Annotated in this window: 27 protein-coding genes; 16 read left to right on the top strand and 11 right to left on the bottom strand. The window is 65.0% G+C overall.

The genetic code is table 11. The features are described 5' to 3' along the window. The first annotated feature begins 95 nt into the window (after positions 1-95). A complete protein-coding gene (gene thiC, locus BraRD5C2_RS32130) occupies positions 96-1,994 on the top strand; it encodes a phosphomethylpyrimidine synthase ThiC (protein WP_223975342.1) in 1,899 nt (632 codons plus the stop codon). Between the two features lie 179 nt (positions 1,995-2,173). Here thiC and BraRD5C2_RS32125 read toward each other — a convergent pair whose 3' ends face one another. Both BraRD5C2_RS32125 and BraRD5C2_RS32120 read right to left on the bottom strand, forming a co-directional pair. After that, entirely contained in the window at positions 2,174-3,145 is a 972-nt protein-coding gene (locus BraRD5C2_RS32125) for an MBL fold metallo-hydrolase (RefSeq protein ID WP_223975340.1), read from the bottom strand. A 222-nt stretch (positions 3,146-3,367) separates the two neighbouring features. Beyond that, positions 3,368-5,038 carry a flavin-containing monooxygenase gene (locus tag BraRD5C2_RS32120; protein WP_223975338.1) on the bottom strand — a complete coding sequence of 557 codons (1,671 nt, stop codon included), beginning with the start codon at positions 5,036-5,038 and terminating at the stop codon, positions 3,368-3,370. Between the two features lie 166 nt (positions 5,039-5,204). Between BraRD5C2_RS32120 and BraRD5C2_RS32115 the strand changes: the two genes are divergently transcribed. Then, positions 5,205-5,600 carry a hypothetical protein gene (locus BraRD5C2_RS32115; RefSeq protein ID WP_223975337.1) on the top strand — a complete coding sequence of 132 codons (396 nt, stop codon included), beginning with the start codon at positions 5,205-5,207 and terminating at the stop codon, positions 5,598-5,600. A gap of 258 nt (positions 5,601-5,858) precedes the next feature. On the opposite strand, the gene BraRD5C2_RS32110 is transcribed toward BraRD5C2_RS32115, so the two are convergent. Next, positions 5,859-6,278 carry an HD domain-containing protein gene (locus BraRD5C2_RS32110; RefSeq protein ID WP_308444464.1) on the bottom strand — a complete coding sequence of 140 codons (420 nt, stop codon included), beginning with the start codon at positions 6,276-6,278 and terminating at the stop codon, positions 5,859-5,861. Between the two features lie 198 nt (positions 6,279-6,476). Here BraRD5C2_RS32110 and BraRD5C2_RS32105 point away from each other — a divergent pair, with 198 nt between their 5' ends. Continuing rightward, positions 6,477-6,992: a mismatch-specific DNA-glycosylase gene (locus BraRD5C2_RS32105; RefSeq protein ID WP_223975336.1), complete on the top strand. Its 516-nt coding sequence runs from the start codon at positions 6,477-6,479 to the stop codon at positions 6,990-6,992. Between the two features lie 92 nt (positions 6,993-7,084). On the opposite strand, the gene BraRD5C2_RS32100 is transcribed toward BraRD5C2_RS32105, so the two are convergent. Then, the gene (locus BraRD5C2_RS32100; protein WP_223975335.1) at positions 7,085-7,519 is read right to left on the bottom strand and encodes a hypothetical protein; all 435 of its coding nucleotides are present in this window, start codon (positions 7,517-7,519) and stop codon (positions 7,085-7,087) included. A 206-nt stretch (positions 7,520-7,725) separates the two neighbouring features. Here BraRD5C2_RS32100 and BraRD5C2_RS32095 point away from each other — a divergent pair, with 206 nt between their 5' ends. From BraRD5C2_RS32095 to BraRD5C2_RS32085, 3 genes are read left to right on the top strand one after another with little or no spacing between them, the layout of a single operon-like run. Continuing rightward, positions 7,726-8,163, top strand: a complete 438-nt coding sequence (locus BraRD5C2_RS32095) for a YeeE/YedE family protein (RefSeq protein ID WP_223975334.1) — start codon at positions 7,726-7,728, stop codon at positions 8,161-8,163. Between the two features lie 2 nt (positions 8,164-8,165). Next, positions 8,166-8,642: a DUF6691 family protein gene (locus BraRD5C2_RS32090; protein WP_223975333.1), complete on the top strand. Its 477-nt coding sequence runs from the start codon at positions 8,166-8,168 to the stop codon at positions 8,640-8,642. 4 nt (positions 8,643-8,646) lie between these two features. Next, a complete protein-coding gene (locus BraRD5C2_RS32085; RefSeq protein WP_223975331.1) occupies positions 8,647-9,033 on the top strand; it encodes a RidA family protein in 387 nt (128 codons plus the stop codon). 360 nt (positions 9,034-9,393) lie between these two features. On the opposite strand, the gene BraRD5C2_RS32080 is transcribed toward BraRD5C2_RS32085, so the two are convergent. Then, positions 9,394-10,155 carry an SOS response-associated peptidase gene (locus BraRD5C2_RS32080; RefSeq protein WP_223975329.1) on the bottom strand — a complete coding sequence of 254 codons (762 nt, stop codon included), beginning with the start codon at positions 10,153-10,155 and terminating at the stop codon, positions 9,394-9,396. 62 nt (positions 10,156-10,217) lie between these two features. Here BraRD5C2_RS32080 and BraRD5C2_RS32075 point away from each other — a divergent pair, with 62 nt between their 5' ends. From BraRD5C2_RS32075 to BraRD5C2_RS32055, 5 genes are all read left to right on the top strand, one after another. Continuing rightward, positions 10,218-10,718 carry a hypothetical protein gene (locus tag BraRD5C2_RS32075; protein WP_223975328.1) on the top strand — a complete coding sequence of 167 codons (501 nt, stop codon included), beginning with the start codon at positions 10,218-10,220 and terminating at the stop codon, positions 10,716-10,718. Between the two features lie 38 nt (positions 10,719-10,756). Continuing rightward, positions 10,757-11,176, top strand: a complete 420-nt coding sequence (locus BraRD5C2_RS32070) for an NUDIX hydrolase (RefSeq protein WP_176529753.1) — start codon at positions 10,757-10,759, stop codon at positions 11,174-11,176. An 85-nt stretch (positions 11,177-11,261) separates the two neighbouring features. Then, complete coding sequence (locus BraRD5C2_RS32065; RefSeq protein WP_223975326.1) at positions 11,262-11,639, top strand: TIGR02301 family protein; 378 nt, start codon at positions 11,262-11,264, stop codon at positions 11,637-11,639. Next, a complete protein-coding gene (locus BraRD5C2_RS32060) occupies positions 11,629-12,285 on the top strand; it encodes an HAD family hydrolase (protein ID WP_223975324.1) in 657 nt (218 codons plus the stop codon). Before BraRD5C2_RS32065 ends, BraRD5C2_RS32060 begins: the two co-directional genes overlap by 11 nt. 157 nt (positions 12,286-12,442) lie before the next feature. Further along, a complete protein-coding gene (locus BraRD5C2_RS32055; RefSeq protein ID WP_097675200.1) occupies positions 12,443-12,709 on the top strand; it encodes a hypothetical protein in 267 nt (88 codons plus the stop codon). An 83-nt stretch (positions 12,710-12,792) separates the two neighbouring features. On the opposite strand, the gene BraRD5C2_RS32050 is transcribed toward BraRD5C2_RS32055, so the two are convergent. After that, on the bottom strand, positions 12,793-14,127 hold the full coding sequence (locus BraRD5C2_RS32050; protein WP_223975322.1) for a dihydroorotase: 1,335 nt from the start codon (positions 14,125-14,127) through the stop codon (positions 12,793-12,795). Between the two features lie 128 nt (positions 14,128-14,255). On the opposite strand from BraRD5C2_RS32050, the gene ygfZ reads away from it, so the two are divergent. The 5 genes from ygfZ (at position 14,256) to BraRD5C2_RS32025 (ending at position 19,908) form a co-directional block, all read left to right on the top strand. After that, positions 14,256-15,137: a CAF17-like 4Fe-4S cluster assembly/insertion protein YgfZ gene (gene ygfZ, locus BraRD5C2_RS32045; protein WP_223975320.1), complete on the top strand. Its 882-nt coding sequence runs from the start codon at positions 14,256-14,258 to the stop codon at positions 15,135-15,137. After that, complete coding sequence (locus BraRD5C2_RS32040) at positions 15,134-15,760, top strand: DNA-3-methyladenine glycosylase I (RefSeq protein ID WP_223975318.1); 627 nt, start codon at positions 15,134-15,136, stop codon at positions 15,758-15,760. Before ygfZ ends, BraRD5C2_RS32040 begins: the two co-directional genes overlap by 4 nt. Then, on the top strand, positions 15,757-16,368 hold the full coding sequence (locus BraRD5C2_RS32035; RefSeq protein ID WP_223975316.1) for a YfbR-like 5'-deoxynucleotidase: 612 nt from the start codon (positions 15,757-15,759) through the stop codon (positions 16,366-16,368). The genes BraRD5C2_RS32040 and BraRD5C2_RS32035 overlap by 4 nt, the downstream gene beginning before the upstream one ends. A 123-nt stretch (positions 16,369-16,491) precedes the next feature. Further along, positions 16,492-16,998: a tyrosine phosphatase family protein gene (locus BraRD5C2_RS32030; RefSeq protein ID WP_223975315.1), complete on the top strand. Its 507-nt coding sequence runs from the start codon at positions 16,492-16,494 to the stop codon at positions 16,996-16,998. A 210-nt stretch (positions 16,999-17,208) separates the two neighbouring features. Next, entirely contained in the window at positions 17,209-19,908 is a 2,700-nt protein-coding gene (locus tag BraRD5C2_RS32025; protein ID WP_223975313.1) for a DUF2339 domain-containing protein, read from the top strand. A 27-nt stretch (positions 19,909-19,935) separates the two neighbouring features. Here the strand turns inward: BraRD5C2_RS32025 and BraRD5C2_RS32020 are convergent, their stop codons facing one another. The 5 genes from BraRD5C2_RS32020 to BraRD5C2_RS32000 all read right to left on the bottom strand — a co-directional run bounded on the left by BraRD5C2_RS32020 (position 19,936) and on the right by BraRD5C2_RS32000 (position 25,118). After that, entirely contained in the window at positions 19,936-20,169 is a 234-nt protein-coding gene (locus tag BraRD5C2_RS32020) for a DUF6894 family protein (protein WP_223975311.1), read from the bottom strand. 137 nt (positions 20,170-20,306) lie between these two features. Continuing rightward, entirely contained in the window at positions 20,307-20,885 is a 579-nt protein-coding gene (locus BraRD5C2_RS32015; RefSeq protein WP_223975309.1) for a hypothetical protein, read from the bottom strand. Between the two features lie 186 nt (positions 20,886-21,071). Further along, positions 21,072-22,058, bottom strand: coding sequence for an acrylyl-CoA reductase (NADPH) (acuI, locus tag BraRD5C2_RS32010; protein ID WP_223975307.1), 987 nt, complete (start codon positions 22,056-22,058; stop codon positions 21,072-21,074). 46 nt (positions 22,059-22,104) lie between these two features. Continuing rightward, positions 22,105-23,349, bottom strand: coding sequence for an MFS transporter (locus BraRD5C2_RS32005; protein WP_223975305.1), 1,245 nt, complete (start codon positions 23,347-23,349; stop codon positions 22,105-22,107). Positions 23,350-23,636: 287 nt separating this feature from the next. Then, positions 23,637-25,118 carry a cell wall hydrolase gene (locus tag BraRD5C2_RS32000; protein ID WP_223975303.1) on the bottom strand — a complete coding sequence of 494 codons (1,482 nt, stop codon included), beginning with the start codon at positions 25,116-25,118 and terminating at the stop codon, positions 23,637-23,639. Positions 25,119-25,334: the final 216 nt, after the last annotated feature.

Raw genomic sequence — 25,334 nt, 5'->3', positions numbered from 1 at the left:
CGAAGCAATCCATCCCTCCGCTTGCGGGACCATGGATTGCTTCGCTGCGCTCGCAATGACGAATTCAACTGACGCGAAATAAACCGGAGGATCCCATGAACATCCGCTCCAACCCCGACACCACGCTCCCCGCCGTCACCACCGGCTCGCTGCCCTCATCGCGAAAAATCTTTGCAACGCCGGAGGCCGCGCCCGACATCCGCGTGCCGCTGCGCGAGATCATCCTCTCCGAGGGCGCCGGCGAGCCGAACCTGCCGGTCTATGACACCTCGGGCCCCTACACCGATCCGGCCGTCACGATCGACGTCAACAGCGGCCTGCCGCGCAATCGCCTCGCCTGGGTCAAGGAGCGCGGCGGCGTCGAGGAATATGTCGGCCGCGACATCAAGCCGGAGGACAACGGCAATGTCGGCGCCTCCCACGCCGCCAAGGCCTTCACCGCGCACCACACGCCGCTGCGTGGCCTCGACGGCCACAAGATCACGCAGCTCGAGTTCGCTCGCGCCGGCATCATTACCAAGGAGATGATCTACGTCGCCGAACGCGAGAATCTCGGCCGCAAGCAGCAGCTCGAGCGCGCGGAGGCAGCGCTCGCCGACGGCGAGAGCTTTGGCGCGGAGGTCCCCGCCTTCATCACGCCGGAATTCGTGCGCAGCGAGATCGCGCGCGGCCGCGCCATCATCCCCTCGAACATCAACCATGCCGAGCTTGAGCCGATGATCATCGGCCGCAACTTCCTGACCAAGATCAACGCCAATATCGGCAACTCGGCGGTGACTTCGTCGGTCGAGGAAGAGGTCGACAAGATGGTGTGGGCGATCCGCTGGGGCGCCGACACCGTGATGGACCTCTCGACGGGCCGCAACATCCACACCACCCGCGAATGGATCCTGCGCAACTCGCCGGTGCCGATCGGCACCGTGCCCATTTATCAGGCGCTGGAGAAGTGCGAAGGCGATCCCGTCAAGCTGACCTGGGAGCTCTACAAGGACACCCTGATCGAGCAGTGCGAACAGGGCGTCGACTATTTCACGATCCACGCCGGCGTGCGGCTGTCCTACATCCACCTCACCGCCAACCGCGTCACCGGCATCGTGTCGCGCGGCGGCTCGATCATGGCGAAATGGTGCCTCGCGCATCACAAGGAGAGCTTCCTCTACACCCATTTCGATGAGATCTGCGACCTTATGCGCAAGTATGACGTCTCGTTCTCACTCGGCGACGGCCTGCGCCCCGGCTCGATCGCCGACGCCAACGACCGCGCGCAGTTCGCCGAACTGGAGACGCTCGGCGAACTGACGAAGATCGCGTGGGACAAGGGCTGCCAGGTCATGATCGAGGGCCCCGGCCACGTGCCGATGCACAAGATCAAGATCAACATGGACAAGCAGCTCAAGGAATGCGGCGAGGCGCCGTTCTATACGTTGGGCCCGCTGACGACCGACATCGCGCCGGGCTATGACCACATCACCTCGGGCATTGGCGCGGCGATGATCGGCTGGTTCGGCTGCGCGATGCTCTGCTACGTCACGCCGAAGGAGCATCTCGGCCTGCCTGATCGTAACGACGTCAAGGTCGGCGTCATCACCTACAAGATCGCGGCCCACGCCTCCGATCTCGCCAAGGGCCACCCCGCCGCGCAGCTCCGCGACGATGCGCTCAGCCGCGCCCGGTTCGACTTCCGCTGGCAGGACCAGTTCAACCTCGGTCTCGATCCCGAGACCGCGAAGAACTTCCACGACGAGACCCTGCCGAAGGAAGCCCACAAGGTCGCGCATTTCTGCTCGATGTGCGGCCCGAAGTTCTGCTCGATGAAGATCACCCAGGACGTCCGCGACTACGCCGCGACGCTCAACGACCCGACCGGCGTCGGCGCGTCGATCTCAGGCACCATCGAGGACGGCATGGCGACGATGAGCGCCAAGTTCAAGGAGATGGGCGAGAACCTGTATCTCGATGCGGAGAAGGTGAAGGAGAGCAATCGGGTGTTGTAAGGGCACCTCCTTACCGTTCGTCATGTCCGCGCAGAAGCGCGTTCTCGCACTAGATGAAAGGCCGGGCGAAAGCCCGGCCTTGCTTCGAGGGCCCGCGCTCATCAACGATGCATAGGGCCAAAAGGCAGACTCATGCTCGTGGTTTTGAGCTTGATGAGAGCACAGTCACAAATTGCACCTTACGGATTGCGTTGGCGCACCGTAATTATATCGCCAATTTCGAAGGACATTAAGTCCTCACCAACCTCCAGCGGCCCGCTATAAGTCTCGCGGGTGCCCGCCACGATGTCGTCAACGGTTGCACGAGGGATCTTGTCGCTGCCGAGAAAGACGAGATGGGAATAAACCGCCAGCTTAGGCTTGGTCAAAGAAAACACCTGTCCTGCTTCCCTGGGATTAGTATGGTGGTCCATCACGCGCCGCATGTACGGATTTGAGGAAAGCAATTCGGGTCGAGCGGCACAGACTTCGTGAATGAGCAGGTCAACGCCGGCGCCATATTTTATGACGTTCTGGTCGTAGCGAGTATCGCCCGAAATCACCACCGCGCGACCTTTGTATTCGATACGGTAACCTACGGCAGGCTTGATGGCAGCCCCGTGATCGACCGTGAAAGCAATGACCTTGACGTCGTCCCTCTCATAGACGACGCCGTCCTTCTCGAATTCCTCCACGACAGTTGCGATGCCCTCAGGCAGCAGTTTCTCGTCCTCCAGCCGGATCTTGATGTCGAGGGCGTAAGCGGCCTCTAGGCCGGTCATCAGCGACCTCGCGCCAACCGGGCCGATCAATCGGAATGGCTCCTTTCGACTGTTATTCAGCCACCCAGTAAGCCATAGGTCGGGGATGCCCAAGGTGTGATCCGAATGATAGTGAGTAAGGAAGAGTGCATTGATCTTGCTCATGATCGTGTTTTGCGTCGGGTTGATTTGCCGCAAGCGGATCGTCGCGCCGCGCCCAGCGTCAAACAGCAATCTCTGATTTCCCGCTTCTACTAGCGTGCTCGGGCCGAACCGATCGGCATCGGGAATTGGCGTGCCGGTGCCAAGCAGCGTGACTCTAAAATCGCTATCAGCTTTGACCTGCGCACCGACCGTCGCACCGAGTAGGAAGGCCAACAATCCGAAGAATGAAGCGAGCGTCTTAGACATCGTCGCAACCTTTCGTTATCGGCGAAACCAAAAGGCTGATCTTTAATTGTGGCGCAGTCAACGTCTGCTTTGGGTCACAAGCCGACATTCCGAAGTCGTGGCCGCTCTCCGTCGAAAGCGGACATCTCAATCTATGTATTCGTACGCACGGGGGGTTAGCCGAAGGCGTAACCCGCCGGCTGCTCGACGAGACAATGGTGGGACACGCTGCGCTAACCAACCCTACGACGCCGAGGCGCCAACCGCCACCTGCGTACCGACTGCTGCCACCGCACCAAACTCAATCTCCCGATACCCCTCCGCCGCCACGCCGTTGATGATCCCCAAGAACTTCGGCGTACCGCCGTTGTAGACGAAGTAGCGGACGGTGCCCTCCTCGTGGCCGGCGACGTTGGAGTTGTAGCCGGTGAACCACGACTTGGCTTTGCGCATCAGCATGATCTCGTACATTTTGGCGACATGCGCGGTCCAGCGCTGTTGCGCTTCCAGCGTGGCGTCGGCGCGGGTCAGGCCACGGTCCCACATATATTGCAGCAAATTGGTGCACCAGTTCACGCCGTTCTCGATGCCGCGCGGGAAGTTGGTCGAAGCTGACGCGCTTTGCGGGCCGGTCGGCATCAGCAAATTCGGGAAGCCGTGCACGAGCATGCCGAGGAAGGTCGACGGCGCCTGCTTCCATTTGTCCGATAGCTTCGCGCCGCCGATACCTTCGATGTCGATCAGGTCGTAGGCGCCGGTGATGGCATCGAAGCCGGTGGCGTAGACGATGATGTCGAACTCGTAGTCGCGCGCCGTGGTGCGCAGGCCGGTCTCGGTGACGCGCACCAGCGGCGTCTCGCTGAGGTCGACGAGATGCACATTGTCGCGATTGTAGGCCTCGAAATACCGGGTCTCCAGCGGCAGCCGCTGCACGCCGAAGCCGTGATCGCGCGGGATCAGCTTTTCGGCGACCTTCTGATTCTTCACGCGGCGGCGGATACGACCGGCGATATATTCGGAGAGCTCCGCATTGGCGGCTTCATCCATGAAGATCTCGCGAAAATTCGCGAGCCAGATGCCGAAGCCAGGCTCATCGTAGAGCTTGTCCCACAGCTTAAGCCGCTCCTCGCGGCTCACCTCGTAAAAGCCGCGCTTGTCGGGGCCATGGACGAAACTGCCGGGCGTCAGTGCGCAGGCGGCGAAGATCTCGTCATAGCGGGCGCGGATGTCGGCCATTTCGGCTTCCGAGATCGCGCTGTTGTTGAGCGGCGCGCTCCAGTTCGGCCGGCGCTGGAACACGGTGAGTTGGCCTACCTTGTCGGCAATCTCGCCGATCACCTGAATGCCGGTCGCGCCGGTGCCGATCACCGCGACTTTCTTGCCCGCGAGATCGACCGGCTCGTGCGGCCAGTAATAGGTGTGGAACGAGCGGCCCTTGAAGTCGGAGGTGCCCGGCACGCGCGGCATGGTCGGCGCTGAGAGCAAGCCGATCCCGAGCACGACGAAGCGGCAGGTCAGCGTGCGGCCGTCGCTGAGCTTGAGCTGCCAGAGATCGCGCGTCTCGTCGAACTGCATGGCCTCGACCTTGCAGTTGAACTGCATGTGCCGGCGCAGGTCGAACTTGTCGGCGACGTAGTTGAGGTAGCGCAGATTCTCGGGCTGGCCGGAGAAGCGCTCCTTCCAGTGCCACTCGTCGAGCAGCTCGCGCGAGAACGAGAAGCCGTAGGTATAGCTTTCCGAGTCGAAACGGCAGCCCGGATAGCGGTTCCAATACCAGGTGCCGCCGAGATCGGGTGCGGCTTCGAGCACGGTGGCGTCGATGCCTAGATCGGCGAGCCGCTTGATCTGGTAGATGCCGGCGACGCCGGCGCCGACCACGATCACCTCGTAATGGGTCTTCGGCTCTCCCGTCATGTCCTGCTCCCGAAATTCTTCTTGATCTGTTGGGCCGGATTACAGACCCTTTTGCCTGATCAGGCAACCGGGCGCGGCGTGCGCTCCACTCGCGCGACTTGCGTTGAGGCGCTGCCTGCACCACATCGATCTCTGCAATTCGACGCGCGCAATCCGGACGAGCAGCATGACCGACAATCTCACCGGCGTCTGGGACGGCAGCTATGTTCAGCCAAGTGGCATGGTCACCTTCCTGGCGACGCTGATCGACGCCGGCGGCGCACTCGGCGGCAGCGTGACCGAACCCTGCGTGAGGCCGGGCTGCCCGCTCAGCACCCACAATGCCTCGCTCGCGGGTCATCGCTCCGGCAGCGCGGTGTCGTTCGTCAAACGCTACGAGCCGCCGGGCTACGGCTATGACACCGTCCACTATGAAGGCGCCGTCAATGCCGACGCGACCGAGATCGACGGCCGCTGGAGCATCCGCGGCACGGCGTTCTCGGGACGGTTCTTGATGCTGCGCGCGACGGGGCCGGCGCAAGCGGTCGCGGCGGAAGACGAGGTCAAGGAGCCGGCGCGCTAGCACCTGATGAGATCAGGGCAATCGAGTCGCGACCTCGCCCCGCTTGCGGCAAGGCACGTCCCGTCGCGTCGCGTCGCGTCGCGGAGGGTGAGGCGCGCTTGCGTCATTTCGGAATAATAGAATAATGTCACTGATTTGCCCGACATGTCAAGTGGCCACGTCGAATGCCGGCACGCCGCCGGCTACTGTGCATGGGGTTGTTTTCGATATTTTGGCAATGCGCCCCTGCGGAGGCAGGACATATGCGGATGGAGCCCCTCACCCCAGCGACGCGATCTCGCGCGCGAGGTTGTCGCGGGCGCGGCGGTCATAGGTCGCGGCGAAACCGGCATCGGGGAAGATGACCTGGCGCGCGGCGAAGTGGCGAAGCACCTTGGCGCGGCCGGCGCGATAGTCGGCATCGGCGACATGGATGAACTCCTGCCGGATCGCCGCGGCATAGGCATCGTAGTGCGCGGGTTCGGCGCCGAGAATGCTGAGGTCGATTGAGATTAGGATCGCGCCGAGGCGATCATCGGCCTCAACGTCGTGCGTCTTCGTCAAACGGATCAGGCGGCCGACCTCATGGCCGAGGTCGGCGCGAACGTGTTGTTCGGCGAGCTGCGCGCTGCGCTCCTCATTATCAGGCCGGGTCGGATCGTAGACGACATCGTGCCACCAGATCGCTTCCGACAACATCTCGCGCTCAGCCGCGGAAAGATCGTCGAGCCAGCGCCGCGAGGCAGTCGTCGATATGCGCAAGGTTGTGATAGTGGCGGCCGGGCGCCGTGTAGGCGGCGACCAATTCTTCGCGGGTCATCGCCGAGGTATATGACGGGAGCGGCGGAAATGGTAGCGGTCGGGTCCGTCACACCGGCGGCACCTTCCACGATCTCAATGCCCGACAACGACACTCATCGCCTCCCCGACCAGCTCCGCGCCGATCTGCGGCTGGTGTTCGTCGGCACGGCGGCCAGCACGCGCTCCGCCGCCGTCGGACATTACTACGCGCATCCCGGCAACCGCTTCTGGCGTGTGCTGCACGAGGCCGGCATCACGCCGCGGCGCTATCGGCCGGACGAGTTCGCAGCGCTGCTCGAACTCGGCATCGGCTTCACCGATCTCTCCAAGACCGGCGCCGGGATGGATCATGAGATCGCGCGCGGCTCGTTCGATGTCGCGGGCTTCAGGACGAAGATAGAGATCGTTCGGCCAAAGACCATCGCCTTTACCAGCAAGAAGGCGGCGAGCCTGTTTTACGACAGGCCGACCAGTGCGCTTGCGCTCGGCCGGCAGCCGGCGACAAGCGGTTTTCCAGATGTGTTCGTATTGCCGTCACCGTCAGGTGCGGCGTCCGGGCACTGGAGCTTGCAGCCGTGGCGTGAGCTGGCGCAGTGGATCGTAGAATCGTAGGGCGGGTTAGCGCAGCGTAACCCGCCATCTTCAATCGCGGACATAAGTCGGTGGGTTACGCCTTCGGCTAACCCACCCTACGCACCGGGCTGTTACTCCTTCAGCGTGATCGCAAGCCCGCTGAGATCGACATTGGCCATCAGTCCGATCTGCTTGCCGCTCAATTCGAGCACGGCGCCGTTCTGGTTGGTCAAGAGGATGCCGCGCACGCCGGCGCCGACCGCAACGCCCATGCCCGCCGCGGCGTAGACGCCGGCGATATCCTGGGCGCGGCGGATGTTGCGCACCCGCCCCTGCAACGTGGTCTGCGAGCCGCCGAACACGAGGCCGTAATCCAGCCCGCCCGCCGTGAGCCCGTAGGTCTGGCCGTGGAAGGTCAGCACGCCCTTGCCGGCGGAGCCGCCGAATATCCAGCCGCCCTTGAAGATGACGAGCGTCACCGCGCCCTCGTCGGCCAGTGCGGCGGACGAGCCGGTGAGCAGCGCCAGCGCGAACAGCACGGCGCGAGCAGCGGATGACAATCTCATGGGGAGTTCTCCGGACGAAGTGAAGCGAATCGCGGCAATCCGACCGAGCGGCGGCACATTGAAATGCCGGCAAAACATGCAGGATTGCGCTTGTTCCTGTTATTGCGGAGTCTATCATCGCCCACGCAGCCACGCGACCATTGGCGCATGTGCGCCCACCGCTTTGCGCCATCGCTGAGGAGTTTGCGCAACAGGGACCTGCATCGATGCACGATTTCACCCCAGTTTCCGGCCTTCTCGGCGGCGCGCTGATCGGCCTCGCCGCGGCGCTGCTGATGCTGCTGACCGGGCGGATCGCAGGGGTCACCGGCATCGTCGGCGGCCTGCTCCAGCCCGATATCGCCGACCGCAGCGCCGATCGTTCCTGGCGCATCGCGTTCATCGCGGGGCTGATCGCGGCGCCCCTGATTGCGGCATTGTTCGGCGCGCCGCTGCCGCGGCCGGCGATGCATGCGAGCCTCGTGGTGATCGCGATCGCGGGCCTTTTGGTCGGCTTCGGCACAAGGATGGGCAATGGCTGCACCTCGGGCCACGGCGTCTGCGGCTTCGCGCGGCTGTCCGGCCGCTCGATCGTGGCCACGTTCATCTTCATGACGGCGGCGATCGTAACAGTTGCGATCGTCAGGCACGGGATCGGAGGCTAGCCATGCCCCTTTTCGCAAGCTTCGTGTGCGGCCTGATCTTCGGCGCGGGCCTTCTGATCTCGGGCATGACCGATCCGCAGAAGGTGCTCGGCTTCCTCGATCTGTTCGGCGCGTGGGATGCGACACTCGCCTTCGTGATGGCGGGAGCCGTTGCGGTCGCAGCAACAGGCTTTGCGATCGCGCAGCGGCGTGCGGCGCCCGCCTTCTCGGCGCGCTTCCTCTGGCCCGACCGCAATGACATCGATGCGCCACTGGTCGGTGGCGCCGTGCTGTTCGGCATCGGCTGGGGCCTCGCCGGCATCTGCCCCGGGCCCGCACTGGTCAATCTCGCCGGGCTCTCGCTGCCGATCGTGGTGTTCGTCGTCGCGATGCTGGCAGGCATGATCGGCCAGAACCTGTTCGGCAAGAATCTCTGGCGGCGGCGTACGCTGGCGCCGCGCCTCGAAAATCCTCCACTTCCATCTCGCGCAGACGGGTGATCCCATGCCAACGATCAAGCACTTCCCTCCTCCGCCCGGCGTCACGGCGCCACCGCTCTCGTTCGGCGCCCGCGTCGGCGATTTGCTGTTCATCTCGGGCATTCCCGGCTTCGACGCCAACCGCGAGCTGCCCGATGGCTTCGAGGCGCAGTTCGCCAACGTCGTCACCAATTTCAAGCGCGTGCTGACCGAGGCCGGCGCAACGATGCGCGATCTCGTCAAGGTCAACGTGCTGTTGACCCGCGCCTCTGACGTCGCGACGATGAACGTCCTCTATGCCGGCGCGTTCGGCCCCGCGCCCTACCCCGCACGCACCACCTGCGTCGTGGTGGCGCTGCCCAATCCGAAGATGCTGATCGAGATCGAGGGCGTGGCGTCCGTGAAGGGGTGATGCCGCGATCGTAGGGTGGGTTAGCCGAAGGCGTAACCCACCGATGCTCCGGCAAGGAAGACGGCGGGTTACGCTTCGCTAACCCGCCCTACGAAGCTGGCACATCGCGAAAGCTCGGACAAAACGCATCGCGAGAACGCGGGGTTGCGAGTTTTAGAATCCGGGCCGTGCAACACACTCGCAGTCGTCCTGGCGAAAGCCAGGACCCATTACCCCGCATCTCGATTGTTGCGCGGCGCTGGGGCCGCGTTCCCGTTCACAAGCAAATTCGGTGGTTATGGGTCCCGGCTTTCGCCGGGACGACGATGTGGAGAGAGCTAGGCGCAAATCCACGCTGCACCGCGCTTCTTCAGCCAGCCCCTAAAACAACGACCCCTGCCCGTCGTCCTCACGCACCGGCGCCTTGCGCGCTGCGGCCTTCTTCGCCGCCGGCGCGTCTTCCGCCGCGATCTCTTCCGTGGTCATCGGCAGCAGCAATTGCGCGTCATCGTTGGCGACGGCATTGACGCGCATCGTCACCTGGTGCCAGGCGAACTCGCCGACGTCGGGGCCCTTCAGCATCGGCATCACGTCGTCGACATCGTTGGGCAGGCAGTCGAGCCAGCGGGCGAATTGCTCGGGCCGGATCGTGACGGGCACGCGGTGATGCAGTTGCGCGAGGTCGGGGCTCGCAGGCGCGGTGACGATCGCGACCGTGTCCTGCTCCTCGCCGTTCGGTCCCATCCAGGTTTCGGCGAGCGCTGCGAAGGCGAGCGGATGGCCGTCGCGGCGATGAATGAAGAACGGCCGCTTGCGGCCGCCGGCATCCTGCCATTCGTAATAGCCGTCGGCCGGGATCAGCGCGCGACGCCGCTTGATCGCGTTCTTGAAGGCCGGCTTCTCCCGCACCGTCTCGGAGCGGGCGTTGATCAGCAGCGAGAACGTGCGGGGATCCTTGACCCAGGACGGGATCAGGCCCCAGCGCATCAGTTGAAAATGCCGGCCGCCATTCTGCAGCAGCACGACCGGGATCGGCTGGGTCGGCGCAACATTATACCGCGGCGGAAAATTCGGCTGCTCGATGTAGCCGAACATCTCTCGCAAGGCCGCCGGCGGCGAGGTAATGACAAAGCGTCCGCACATATCCTGTCCAGGGTGGTATCCGTTTATTCCGCCTTAACTTGGACCGTTAAAGACTGCGACCAATGACCTCAACGGCCGCCATAGCGGGCTCTCGCCCGCGACCGACGTACCCCGACGAGGCGCGGGCGGCGCAGTTGCGCGCCGCCAACATCAATCCCCGCACCGGGCTTGCGACCGACTACCTCAATCACTTCAACGAAGCCATCATGCTGCTGGAGATGGTGCCGGACCTGCCGGAATGCGCCAGCGATTTCCTGGAATGGCAGCCACTGTCCTATGCCGAGCATTTCACCGCGTCCAACTTCAAGGCGCGCGACCTCGCGATCGAGGCCTATGAGACCGCGGACGCTCGAATCCGGGCCGAATTCGACCAGCTCACCGCCAGCATGACCAGTATCCTGACCGAGGTCGGCGCCGCGATGCGGCAGTTGCATCAGGACAAGAGCCGGGTCGCGCTGGCCGAGCAGGCCATCGTCTGGGTCAAGCCGCTGGTGATGCAGACCGCCGGTGTCATCAACGGCGCCGCCGAGGCCGATGTCGACAGCATCATGGCCGGCGCCTGATTTATCGGGCATGATGGTCGTCAAAACTGGTTGTCGTCTTGAGCTCTCCCGAACCTCCGATCCGCCCGCAGCTCGCCGTCTCCGGCGTGATTTTCCGCGACGGCAAGGTGCTGCTGGTCCGCCGCGCCCGCTCGCCTGGCAAGGGCTTCTATTCGCTGCCCGGCGGCCGGGTCGAATTCGGCGAGACGCTGCACACCGCCCTGCACCGGGAGATCGACGAGGAGACCGCCTTGCGGGTCGAGATTTTGGGGCTGGCCGGCTGGCGCGAGGTGCTGCCGACCGGTCCCGGCACCGGGCACTATCTGATCATGACGTTCGCGGCACGCTGGGCCTCCCGCGAGCCTGTGCTGAACGACGAGCACGACGATTTCAAATGGCTGGCGCCGGAGGAGATCGGCGATCTCAAGGTCACCGGCGGGCTGCACGAGGTCATTGCGGCCGCCCGGCGGCTGGTTTGAGGCGTGTTTTGGGGCGGTATCGGAGCCTTGCCGCCTTGCCTCGGGCGCATTGAGGAGGCATACCACGGCGATTCCGGAACCCCTGATGATCAGAGCCTTTCTCGCCGTTGTGATCCTGATGTCGGCATGCCTCGCGACGCCCGTCCGGGCGCAGGATGCGGCTGCGCCGTTCGACGGCGACCTGCAGCGGCTGGCCGAGATCCTCGGCGCCCTGCACTATCTGCGCGGCATCTGCGGCTCCAACGAAGGCGCCAAGTGGCGCAACGAGATGCAGGCGCTGATCGACGCCGAAACCCCCTCCGGCGACCGCCGCGCCCGCATGGTCGCCGGCTTCAACCGTGGCTACAACGGGTTCCAGCAGACCTACCGGACCTGCACCCCTGCGGCGTCAGTGGCGATCCGCCGCTATATCGAGGAAGGCTCGAAGATCTCGCGCGACCTGACGGCCCGCTATGCCAACTGACCGCGCGATCTTCTTCGACCTCGACGGCACCCTGACCGACCCGAAGCCCGGCATCACCGGCTCGATCCAGTATGCGCTGGCAAAGCTCGGCCGGCCGGTTCCGTCGCAGGACGAATTGACCTGGTGCATCGGGCCGCCGCTGCGGGCGAGCTTTGCCATGCTGCTCGGCGGCGACGAGCTCGCCGACCGCGCCGTCGAGCTCTACCGCGAGCGGTTCGGCGATGTCGGGCTGTTCGAGAACAGCGTCTATCCCGATATCGCTGATGTGCTGGCGGAGCTGCGGCAGGCGCCGGCGCGCATCTTTGTTGCGACCTCGAAGCCGCACGTGTTCGCGACGCGGATCGTGGCGCATTTCGGCCTCAGCGCGTATTTCGACCACGTGTTCGGCTCCGAGCTCGACGGAACCCGGGTCAACAAGGTCGACCTGTTGGCCTACGCGCTGGCGGAGACCGGGGTCGATCCGAGCAAAGCGGTGATGATCGGCGACCGCAGCCACGACGTGGTCGGTGCGAATCGCAACGGCATCCGCGCGATCGGCGTCACCTATGGTTACGGCACGCCGGAGGAGCTGGTCGCAGCCGGCGCCAGCCATCTGTGCGCCTCGCCGCGCGCGGTGCTGGACCATATCCACAGCTCATTTGGTTGATCGCGGCGGCGGCGTCAGGAATTCCCCTTTAAATGCCGTCCCGGCCGTTAACCTTTTCGAAAGATGTGGGCTAGGCGGTACCCGCATGCGTGATACATCTCGCGGGCCTCGCAGTGGTTCGCTCCTCGGACCGCGCGCATTCATTTTGCAGAGTTTCATGCGCCATCCAGCGTCTTCCCCCCATCACCAAGACCCTCGTCCCGATCACGAACAGAAGCAGGCCGCGCTGGGCTACCTGAACGAGGCCTGGGCGGAAGCGCGTCACGACGGCGTCGATGGCGACTGCCTGGCGCAGGCGAGCCTGTTTGCGGCGCTCGCCGAGCTGGTCGGCACCTATGGCGAGGACGCAGTGGCGAAGTTTGCCGAGGGTCTCGCCGCGCGCGTGCGCAACGGCGAATTCTCGCTGGCATTGGCCCGGCAGTAATCCCACAAAGCGCTTTCGAGCGAAGTGGGCACCGGTTCGCGTCAAGAAAACGCGTCAAACAAGAATCTAGCGCATTTGATGCGCTAGGCCTTCAACGTCTCGAGGAACCGGACGGGCTCGCCGGTTGACGGCGTCGTGACCTCGCCCTGCCACATCACCCGCTTGCCGCGCACGAAGGTGCCGACCGGCCAGCCCTGCACCCGCACACCGTCATAGGGCGTCCAGGCCGCACGCGAGGCGATCCATTTGTTGGTGATGGTCTCGCTGCGCTTGAGATCGACCACGGTGAAGTCGGCATCGTAGCCCGCCGCGATGCGGCCCTTGCAGGCCATGTTGAACAGGCGCGCCGGCCCCGCGCTGGTGAGGTCGACGAACCGCGCCAGCGACAGCCGACCCGCGTTGACGTGATCGAGCATCAAGGGCACCAGCGTCTGCACGCCGGTCATGCCCGACGGCGAGCCCGGATAGGTCTTGGCCTTCTCCTCCAGCGTATGCGGCGCGTGGTCGGAGCCGAGCACGTCGATGATGCCCTGCTCGATGCCGTACCAGATGCCGGCGCGGTGATCGGCCGAGCGCACCGGCGGATTCATCTGCGCCAGCGTGCCGAGCCGCTCGTAGCACTCCGGCGCGGCCATCGTGAGGTGGTGCGGCGTCGCCTCGCAGGAGGCGACATCCTTGTGGTCGCGCAGATACAGAATCTCTTCCTTGGTCGAGATGTGCAGCACATGGATGCGCTTGCCGGTCTCGCGCGCGAGATTGACCAGCCGCTCAGTCGCCATCAGCGCCGCGGTCTCGTCGCGCCACACCGGATGCGAGCGTGGATCGCCCTCGATCCGCAGCGGCTTGCGCTCGTTGAGGCGGTACTCGTCCTCGGCATGGAACGCGGCGCGGCGCCGGATCACCTGAAATATCCGCCGCAGGCTCTCGTCGTCCTCGACCAGTAGCGCGCCGGTGGAGGAGCCGATGAACACCTTGACGCCGGCGCAGCCCGGCGCGCGCTCGAGCTCCGGCAGGTCCTGCACGTTCTCGCGGGTGCCGCCGATGAAGAACGCGAAGTCGCAATGCATGCGATGGTGGCCGCGCTTGATCTTGTCGGTGAACGCCTCTTCGGTCACCGTCAGCGGGTTGGTGTTCGGCATCTCGAACACGGCGGTGACGCCGCCCATCACGGCGCTGCGCGAGCCGGTCTCGAGATCTTCCTTCTGCGTCAGCCCGGGCTCGCGGAAATGCACCTGGGTGTCCATCACGCCGGGCAGGATGTGCAAACCCTTGCAGTCGATCACTTCGCCGGCCGAGGCTTGGCCGAGCGATCCGATCGCGGCAATGCGGCCATTCGTGACGCCGATATCGCGCACGCCCTCGCCGTCCTGATTGACCACGGTGCCGGATTTTAGAATGGTGTCAAAATGCTGATTCATCGGTCCTCGGCGCCCGCTTTCGGGTGTCGCGCGGGCCTTGTTCGGCGCACTGTAGCGCCTTAGCTTGGCTGGGGATATCCGCGCGCCGCGCGTTTCCCAAGGAACTTGGAAAAGAGCCAATTTTGCGAATGAAAGCAGCGTTTCTTCCAGATCGCGGCGTGATCAAGGTCTCTGGCGAGGACGCCCGCAACTTCCTCAACGGCCTCATCACGACCGATGTCGAGCAGCTGGCCCCGGGACTGGCCCGATTTGGCGCGTTGCTGACGCCGCAGGGCAAGATCATCGTCGATTTTCTGATCACCGAGATACCCCCAGGTCATGGCGGCGGCTTCCTGATCGACGCGCCGCGCGCCCTCGCCAAGGGGCTTGCCGACAAGCTCGGCTTCTACAAGCTGCGCGCCAAGGTCGTGGTCGAGAACCTCTCCGACAGCCTCGGCGTGCTGGCCGCCTGGGATGGCGAGCCGGCGGCGATCCCCGATCTCGCTTTCGCCGATCCGCGCAACCCGGCGCTCGGCTGGCGCGTCCTGATCCCGGAAGATCTGAAGCAGAAGCTCGCTGACCTGGTCGGCGCCGATCTCGTCGACAGCAGTGCCTATGAGGCACATCGCATCGCGACCGGCGTGCCGCGCGGCGGGCTCGACTTCATGTATGGCGACGCCTTCCCGCACGAGACCAATATGGACCGTCTCCACGGCGTCGATTTCGACAAGGGCTGCTATGTCGGCCAGGAAGTCGTGTCGCGCATGCAGCATCGCGGCACCGCGCGCACCCGCACGGTGAAGATCATTCTCGACGGCCCCTCCCCCGAGACCGGCGCGACGATCCAGGCTGGCGACAAGCAGGTCGGCACCATGGGCTCGACCGCCGGCGACAAAGGCCTCGCGCTGGTGCGCATCGACCGCGTCGCCGACGCGATCGACGCCGGCCTGCCGCTGACCGCAGGCGGGCTTGCGCTTCACCTCGCCGAACCGGACGCTGTCCGCATCACACCCAAACAGACCGTTGCATGAGCCGTACCGCACAACTGCATCCCGACGGCAAGACGCGCTGCCCGTGGCCGGGCGAGGACGCGTTCTACGTCGCCTATCACGACAATGAGTGGGGCGTGCCGGAATATGACGACCGCGCACTCTATGAAAAGCTGATCCTCGACGGCTTCCAGGCCGGCCTGTCCTGGATCACGATCCTGCGCAAGCGCGACAACTTCCGCAAAGCCTTCGACGATTTCCAGCCCGAGAAGATCGTGCGCTACACCGACAAGAAGGTGCATGCGCTGATGAACGATGCCGGCATCGTTCGCAACCGTGCCAAGATCGAAGGCACGATAGCGAGCGCGAAGGGCTATCTGGAGATCATGGAGAAGGGCCCCGGCTTCGCGAAATTCCTGTGGGACTTCGTCGACGGCAAGCCGAAGGTCAATCAGTTCAAGACCACCGCGAGCGTGCCGGCCTCGACGCCGGTCTCGATCAAGGTCTCCAAGGAGCTCGGCGCGCGCGGCTTCAAATTCGTCGGCCCCACCATCGTATACGCCTTCATGCAGGCGACCGGCATGGTCAACGATCACCTCGTCACCTGCTTCTGCCACGAGGCGTGCAGCGGCAAGCTCCGCACACCGCGGCTCAAGAAGAAATGACTGCGCGTCGATCGACCGAGACCACCCGCGCCTGGCAGCGGATGTTGTCGGGGCGCCGGCTGGACCTACTCGACCCGTCGCCGCTCGATATCGAGATCGTCGACATCGCGCATGGACTGGCGCGGGTCGCGCGCTGGAATGGGCAGACCTCTGGCGCGCACATCTTCTCGGTGGCCCAGCACACGCTGCTGGTCGAGGCCGTGATGCGCCAGCAGACGCCGCGCGTCGATATCAGCCATCGTCTCGCAGCACTGCTGCACGACGCGCCGGAATATGTCATCGGCGACATGATCTCGCCGTTCAAGGCCGTGCTTGCCGGTGAATACAAGGTGGTGGAGAAGCGGCTGCTGTCGGCGATCCATATCCGCTTCGGCCTGCCGGCGGTGCTGGCGGACGAGATCACCCAGCAGATCAAGGCCGCCGATCGCGGCGCCGCCTATCTCGAGGCGACGCATCTGGCGGGGTTTTCGCAAGCCGAAGCCAGGCGGCTGTTCGGCCGCGATCCGGAATTGCCGGAAGCCACCGAGCGCGACTATCTGACGCCATGGACCGCAGCGAGGGCCGAAAAGCAGTTCCTCGAACGCTTCAACGCATTGCACGCATCGTAGGCGCGGCATCACGAAGCTTGCTGCCGGTTGCGCCGCAAAACGCAGCGCGGGCATCGCGCCGCCCGGCTTTGCCCGCCCGGGAGCAGCCGTTATAATCGGGCGTACCGATAGCCAAGGACCATCATGCTTCACGTTTGCTCGCTTGCCGCGCTCTCCGACACGGTTCGTGCCACCGGCGCCAGCCACGTGCTGACCGTGATGGCCAATGTCGACCAGGTGCAGCGGCCGCCCTCCGTGCTTCCGGCCAACCATCTGAAGGTGTCGATGGACGACATCGTCGAACAGATGGACGGATTCGTTGCCCCCAACGAGACCCATATCGAGCGCGTGCTGACCTTCGTGCGCGGCTGGGATCGCCGCGCGCCGATGGTGGTGCATTGCTACGCCGGCATCAGCCGCTCGACCGCAAGCGCATTCGCCACCGTCTGCGCGCTCAATCCGCACCGCGACGAAATGTCCATCGCCCGGCTGATCCGCGAGGCCTCGCCGATCGCCGCACCCAACCGCCTGATCGTCAGCCTTGCCGACAAGGCGCTGGGGCGCGAGGGCCGGATGCTGCGCGCGCTCGATGCGATGGGCCCCGGCAGCATGAGCGTCGAGGGCCGGCCCTTCCACATCGATCTGGACTAACGCGGCCTGCCACGCCCGAGCGCTTGAACTTCCAGTCCGCTCAACTGCACTACTAGAGCGGGATGACTTTCTTCGAATCGTCATCCCGCTCTAGTTCTTTGATTTGAGCATGATCTTTTCGGAAAACCGCACACACTTTTCCGGATCATGCTCTAGGTTGCGACGGGCGGCCGGCTGGCCGATGGTCCGGCGCGTCCTGCCGGAGGCCCGATGTTCGATTCGCCGTTCGATTTCCTCACGCTCGTTATCGCCATTGTCGCGATCATTTTCGCGCGCAAGGCGCTGGGCCAGATTACGGTGCTGCAGCGCCGGCTGGATGCGGTCGAGGCCGCGGGCGTGTCCGCCGCGCGGACGGCCGTGCCGCCACCGCTGGCGCCGCTCGAGGCGTTCGAGCAGACGCTTCCTGCAGCGCCTCCCGTCGCGCCGCCGCCGCTCCCAGAGGCAGCCGCGAGCGAGCCGGATGCGCATGCAGAGAAAGCCGCGGCAGGCGCCGCGCCACCGCCGCTGCCAGAACCACCCGCCCCGCCGCCCCCGGCGCCCGGCTTCGAGGAGACGCTCGGCACGCGCTGGGTGGTGTGGATCGGCGGGCTGACGCTCGCGCTCGGCGGCTTCTTCATGGTGCGCTATTCGATCGAGGCCGGGCTGCTCGGCCCCGGCGTGCGTACGCTGCTCGGCGGACTATTTGCGCTCGCTTTGCTCGGCGCCGGCGAATGGACGCGGCGCAAGGAAAGCATCTCCAGCATCGCGGCACTGCCGGTCGCCAACATTCCGGCGATCCTCACCGCCGCCAGCACCGCAGTGGCGTTCGCGACCGTCTACGCTGCTTACGCGCTGTATGGTTTCCTCGCGCCGGCAACCGCCTTCATCCTGCTCGGCATGGTCGCACTCGCCACGCTCGCGGCCGCGCTGCTGCACGGGCCAGCGCTGGCCGGGCTCGGCATCGTCGGCGCCTTCGTCACGCCGATCCTGGTCTCGTCCGACAAGCCCGACTTCTGGTCGCTCTACATTTATCTCGCCATCGTCACGGCGGCGGCGTTCTGCCTCGCGCGCATCCGGCTGTGGCGCTGGCTCGCCGTCACGACGATCGCCTTCGCGCTGCTATGGACCTTGCCGTGCCTGCAATGCGGGCCGGAGATGATCGCGCCGCACGTCTTCCACGTCATCGCGGGCTTCGTGCTGGCGGCGCTGCTCGTGGTCTGCGGCTTCATGTTCGGTCCCGACGGCGATGGCGAGGAGATCGAGCCGATCTCATCGGGCTCGCTCGCGGCCTATCTGTTCGGCGCGATGCTGATCGTGCTCAACAGCGCGCATGCCGACAGCGCGATGATCGGCTTCGCGCTGCTGACGGCGGGCAGCCTTTTCGTCGCCTGGCGCGCGCCCGCCGCTGCCGGCGCAATCGCCGCCGCGTCGGCATTCGTCTTCATCGTGTTCGGCGAGTGGGCCGTCCGCCGCAACGTCGACATGCTGGTGCTGCCCGGCGGGGCGATCCCGGGCATCGGCTCGTCCGCGACCGACGGCTCGGTCTCGCTGCATCTCGTCACCGCCGCGCTGTTCGCGGCCGCCTTCGGCATCGTCGGCTTCCTCGCGCAATTCCGTTTTGCCACCACGAAGATCACGGTGACCTGGGCCGCAGCAGCCGTGTTCACGCCGGTCGCGCTGCTGGTCGCACTCTATGCACGTATCGCGCATCTCGATCGCTCGATCCCGTTCGCGATCCTCGCCGTGCTGCTCGCAGCCGCCTACGCGGCCGCGACCGAAGCACTGACCCGGCGCGGCGAGCGACCGGAGCTGTCGCCCTCGATCGCGCTGTCGGCCACCGGCGCCCTCGCCTCGCTGGCGCTGGCGCTCACCTTCGCGCTCGACAAGGGCTGGCTCACCATCGCGCTGGCGCTGGTGTCGATGGGCACGGCATGGCTGTCGGTGCAGCGGCCGATCCCGTTCCTGCGCTGGCTCGCCGCGATCCTGGCCGGCATCGTGGTGCTGCGGATCGGCTACGAGCCGCGCATCGCCGGCGACGCCGTCGGCACCACGCCGATCTTCAACTGGCTGCTGTGGGGCTACGGCGCTCCGGCGCTGTCGTTCTGGGCGGGAAGCCATTTCCTGCGCCGCAATGGCGACGACGTCCCGCTGCGCATGGTCGAATCCGCCGCGATCCTGTTCACGGTGCTGCTCGCCTTCATGGAGATCCGCCACGCCGTCAATGCCGGCGACGTCTATCGGGAAAGCGCCGGACTGACCGAGGTCGCGTTGCAGGTCGGCGTGACGCTGGCGATGGCGATCGGGCTGGAGCGGCTGCGGCTGCGCAGCGGCAGCATCGTCCACAATGTCGGCGCGGTGCTGCTGACCGCGTTCGCCGGCCTTGCCAGCCTGTTCGGGCTGCTGGGGCTGGAGAACCCGATGCTGTGGTGGCAGGACGTCGGCGGCAACTTCATCAATCTGCTGCTGCTCGGCTATGCATTGCCGGCCGTGCTGGCGCTGCTGTTGTCCTACGCGGTGGCGGGGCATCGTCCCGCAAGCTACGCCAACACGATCGCCGCCGGCGCGCTGGTGCTTGCGCTCGCTTACGTCACGTTCGAAATCCGCAGGCTCTATCATGGACCGGTGCTGACGCGCGGCGAAACCACGGGCGCAGAGCAATACACCTATTCGATCGCGTGGCTGATGTTCGGCGTCGCGCTGCTCGGCATCGGCATCGTCGTCAACTCAGAGCGGGCGCGGCTCGCCTCCGCCGCGGTGATCGGGCTTACGATCCTGAAGGCGTTCCTGGTCGACATGTCGACGCTGTCAGGTGTCTACCGAGCGCTGTCGTTCATGTGTCTTGGCATCGTGCTGGTCGCGATCGGCTGGCTGTATCAGCGGATCCTGTTCCGCAGGCGGGCCGCTCCGCCTGTCCCGCAGGCTGAGGGTTGAAGTTAGTCGTCCTGAACGGCGAACGCCTCAGTCGACGGATTCGGCAACCAGCCGAATCCTGAACACGGGCTTGTGGCTCTCGTCGAGCAGCTCCATGTGCCATTCGCTGTCTTGCTTCATGTTGCGCGAAATGCTGCCAAGGAAATTGCCGCAGACCTTGGTCATCTCGGCCCAGGCCACGTCACGGCTCTCAAACTCCGTCGCGTGGTCGGACGCACCAGCGTAATCGCCATCACTGATACGGAAAAAATACTGCGCCATATGACTACTCAAATCGGTGTCCTCGTCATCCCGCCTGTCGGCGAACGCTAAGGTATTGAGTAGCTATCAACGCGTGGCGACCGCCATCCGTATGACTACGGCTCGGCAGCTATTCCCGCTAGCGCGCAGATGAAATGTTAGTCAGTGGAGCGACGTAGTTCCGGCGCGCTCTCGACCTTGGCGGGCTCGGCCTTGACCGGCTCGAGCTTCGCCCTTTCGACCTGCGGCGTCTCAACGCGCGACACTTCGGTCGGCGAGGCATCCGCGGATCGGGTGCGCGGGTGCAGCGAACGCGGACGCGCCACCGCGCGTGCCATCAGCATCTGCTGGCCGCCCTGGTGATGGAAATCGCAATAGGCGAAGCCCATGCCGGAGACCGAGCCGCGGAAGGTGCGGTCGTCCTGCTTGTCGAGATTGAAGCACGGTTCGAACGGAATGCCCTTCAGCGAGGCGCACACGCTCTGACCGCGGATTTGCAGCGTATTGCCGGGCAGGCGCACGTGGCGGATCGGTCCGGAGCCGGAGAACTGGATCGAGCCTGTCGCGCCCAGATCGTCGAGGATACGGCCGGCACCCCTTGTGCCGTCGAAACAGGTGAAGGCGAACACCTTGCCCGCGACGAACTTGCGGGCCTCATCGGCGTTCATGCTGCCTGCGAATGCCGGCACGACCATTGCTCCGGCCGTGACGGCCCCCAACACCAAACGCGCAAGCATGAGCTACTCCACTTACGAGCGCGGGCACCCGCTCCTTGTTGAGCATGATCCCCACACCGACGCTTCTCGACGTCTGCGCGAGGACACCCGGCCCCCCGGGATCATGCCGCAAGTCTCTTTACCCGCTGCTTACCATACCAACCGTGGCAACATTGGAGCAGCTTGGTTGGTAAAGTCTGAACGTCCTCAGACTATTTTTACCACGATGCGGCCGCGGACCTGGCCATTGAGGATTTTCGCGCCATAACCCATGACATCGTCCAAGGCGATTTCATGAGTGATATCAGCCAGTTTTGCCTTATCCAGATCGCTGGCAAGACGCCGCCAGGCGGTCCTGCGAAGCTCGATCGGGCACATCACGGAATCGATGCCGAGAAGGCACACACCGCGCAAAATGAAGGGCGCGACCGACGACGGCAGGTCCATGCCGGCCGCCAGGCCGCAGGCCGCGATGGCACCGCCATACCTGGTCATCGAAAGCAGATTGGCGAGCGTGGTCGACCCGACGCTGTCGACGCCGCCGGCCCAGCGCTCCTTCGCAAGCGCCTTGGGGGCACCCGACAGTTCGGCGCGGTCGATCACCTCGGTGGCACCGAGGCCCTTGAGATAGTCGGCCTCCGACATCCGCCCGGTCGAGGCGATGACGTGATAGCCGAGCTTCGACAGCACGGCGATCGCCACCGAGCCGACGCCGCCGGCGGCGCCCGTCACCACCACCGGGCCGCTCTTCGGCGTGAGACCTTGCTTTTCCAGCGCCAGCACCGAGAGCATCGTGGTATAGCCGGCGGTGCCGACCGCCATCGCGTCACGGGCCGAAATGCCGTCCGGCAGCCGCACCAGCCAGTCGCCCTTGACGCGGGCCTTTTCAGCATAGGCGCCGAGATGGGTTTCGCCCATGCCCCAGCCGTTGCAAACGACCTTGTCGCCCGCCTTCCAGTCGGGATGGCTGGATTGCTCGACGGTGCCGGCGAAATCGATGCCGGCGATCATCGGGAAGCGGCGCACCACCGGCGCCTTGCCGGTCAGCGCCAGGCCGTCCTTGTAGTTCAGCGTCGACCATTCGACGCGGACGGTGACGTCGCCGTCCATCAATTCCGCGTCGTCGAATTGGGTCAGTGCGGCGGTGGTACCCTTGTCCGCCTTGTCGATCCTGATTGCCTTGAACGTTGCCACGATAAGCACTCCCCGTAATTCTGGTTTCGGGGGAGTGTTTAACCCATCAGGCAGGCTGCGCAACCGGGCGCACGACCGGCTTTTCGACGATCGGCAGGTTGATCAGCGCCGACAGCACGCCGAACAGCACCGACAGCCACCAGATCGGCGTGTAGGAGCCATACTGCTCGAACACGACGCCGCCGAGCCAGACCCCGAGGAAGCCGCCCACCTGATGGCTGACGAAGGCGAAGCCATAGAGGGTGGAGAACCAGCGGGTGCCGAACATCAGCGCGACCAGCGCCGAGGTCGGCGGCACGCTCGACAGCCACAGCAGCCCCGAGACTGCGCCGAACGCGATCGCCGAGAACGGCGTCACCGGGAACGAGATGAAGGCGACGGTCGCCAGCGCGCGCGAAAAGTAGATCACCGAGAGCAAATAGCGCTTCGGAAAGAAGTTCTGCAGCCAGCCGACGCTGAGCGAGCCCACGATGTTGAACAGGCCGATCGCCGCAACCACCCAGCCGCCGGTGGTCGCCGGAATGCCGCGGTCGGCTAGATAGGCCGGCAGATGGATGGTGATGAAGGCGAGCTGGAAGCCGCAGGTGAAGAAACCGAGCACCAGCAGCACATAGGAGCGATGGCCGAACGCCTCGGCGAGCGCGGTCTTGAACGACTGCTGGTCGACAGCCGGCACATTACCGGTCGCGGCGGGTGGCGTCGCCAGCGCGAGCGAAAGCGGCACGATCAACAGCATCAGCGCGCTGAACACGACGAGCGCGGTCTGCCAGCCGAAATTGTCGATCATCGCAACGCCAAACGGCGCGAACAGGAACTGGCCGAACGAGCCGGCCGCGGTGCCGGCGCCGAGCGCGATGCCGCGCTTCTCCGGCGGCAACAGCTTGCTGAATGCCGCCAGCACCAGATTGAACGACGAGCCCGACAGGCCGAAGCCGATCAGCACGCCGGCGCTGATGTCGAGCGACAATGAGGTGGTCGAGTAGCGCATCAGCAGCAGGCCGGCGGCGTACAGCAAGGCGCCGACGACCATGACGCGCAGCAAGCCGAAGCGGTCGGCAATGGCGCCTGCGATCGGCTGGCCGAGCCCCCACAACAGGTTCTGCAGCGCGATGGCGAGGCCGAACACGTCGCGGCCCCAGGCGAATTCGCGGCCCATCGGCTGCACGAAGAAGCCGAGGCTGGAGCGTGGGCCGAAACTCAGCAGCGCGATCGCACAGCCACAGACGATGATGACGAGCGGCGTGCGCCAGGTGCCGGACGTCGGTCGAAGATCCCCGCTGGTAACGGCCATGTTGTCTTCCCCCGCAACTGCTGCGGGGGAACCGCCCCGCGAAACATTACGGGGAGTTAATGCATATGCATGAAAATCCCAAGAGGAGGCGGAGAAAAATATTCGCTCGCAAGGCAGCTCTGCAGATTATGCGGCTGTCATTCCGGGGCGCGCGAAGAGCGAACCTCAGATGCGCAATTGCGCATCTGGGAATCTCGAGGGATTGCCCCTTACATCGGGATTCCCCGATGCGCTGCGCGCATCTGAGGTCTGGCCCTACGGGCCATCCCGGAATGACGTATCAGCTGCTATCGCTTGGCGCTGGCCTGCTCGGCCGAGCTCTGGGCGGCCTCGGCGAGTTGCGCCGAGATCTTGGCGGTCTCGGCCGGGTTGCCCCAGCTCGGCGCATCGCTGCCGTCGCCCCAGGCGCGCGGGCGATAGAAAGTGTGGACGCCGAACTTGTACGTCTTCTTCATTTCACTGACCCAGGACGGCCGCACCCAATAGGCGTGGTAATGGGTCGAGCGGTCGACTTCCGGCAGCCACAATTTGCCGTCGAGGATCGCCTTCGAGATCTTCTTGGCGCGGTCCCACATGTCGGGCTCGCGGACCACGTCGGGGATGTTGTCGCAGGCGAAGGTGAACTGGCAGGCGTAATGGCGATTCTTGTTCTGGTAGACCACGCCGCACACCGTCTCCGGATATTTGCCGGAGAACGCACGGTTCAGCACCACCTGGGCGACCGCGATCTGGCCGCGCACCGCTTCGCCGCGCGCCTCGAAATAGACCGCCTCGGCGAGGCACTTCTCCGACTTGGCGCGCGATTTCTCGTCGAACAGGCCGAGCCGTTCCGCCGGCGTCTTGGTGTGCTGATCGTCGGCGTTGACCTCGCCTTTCGGCGCGATGCTCTCGCCCATCTCACCGGCCTTGACCGGGCCGTCGGCATCGACCGGCAGTGACGCCATCACCTTCAGGTCGGGATCGGGCTGCACCGCGGGCGCCACCACGACCGGCGCCTCGCCGGGCTGCCAGCGCTCGAGATTTTCGGGCGTGCCGAGCGACGAGCCAAAAAAGAGACTGGCGGTCTTGAATGCAAACGGATCGCGCGCATGCGTTGCATCGACCGGCGGCGCAGCGGCAGGCTTCGCGGGCACAGGCTTCAGATCGTCGAGCGGGCTGGCCTCGAGCGACATCGACACGTCGTATTGCTGCGGCGACGGCTTGGTATATTGCGGCAGTGGCGGCGCACGCAGCGCCTCCTGCAATTCGGGATCGAGCGGCGCGTTATCGGCCGGCGCGGTCGCGGTCTTCATGCCCTTGACCGACGCATTCGACGTCGCGGGATCCTCGTTCGCCGGAGCGGTATTGGCGGGCTGTGCAGGATCGGCCTGGTCGGGCCGTCCGACGACGAGACGATCGCCCTTCAGGGTGCGATCGACCTTGGGAAAATCCGATGCCTGGTAGCGCGGCGGCGTTGCTGTGATCGGATTGCGCGTCACCGTGCCGGTGATGTCGACGCTCGAACTGTCCAGCCGTGCGAGCAGGATTTGCGGATCCTGCGGCGCGGAAGTTCCGATCGGACGGCCGAAGCTGTAGGTCGCGACCTGGATGGAGCCGACCGCGGAGGCGAAGACGCGCTTCTGCCAGCGCTCGGCGACGCCGGGCTGCCGGGCCAGGAGCGAGGCAATATCCTGATATCCGAGCTCGGTCGGCATCAAGGCGAAGATGCTGAGACCGAGACCGAAGAGCGCAAGACGTGCGCCCTTCGGCTGGTTACGCGACACAAACATCGTACGCTCACGCAACGCTTACTGAGTGCAATCGAACGCGGTACATCCGCGCAGTTCGACCTTTCCCGTTGCTAACTTGTTTAGGTTGCCGCGGAGTTAATCGGCGTTGCCCGCGCGCTACACTCAGGCGATCGCACACCCGACGCGCGTCGCATCACGCGGCTTGGTAAATGCGCGGCGCATGAAAGTCGTAAACAACAGGTCAACGGAGATGGT

This window comes from Bradyrhizobium sp. RD5-C2 (assembly GCF_019972155.1).
Classification (GTDB): domain Bacteria; phylum Pseudomonadota; class Alphaproteobacteria; order Rhizobiales; family Xanthobacteraceae; genus Bradyrhizobium.
This window is presented reverse-complemented; position numbering and strand designations above follow the sequence as displayed.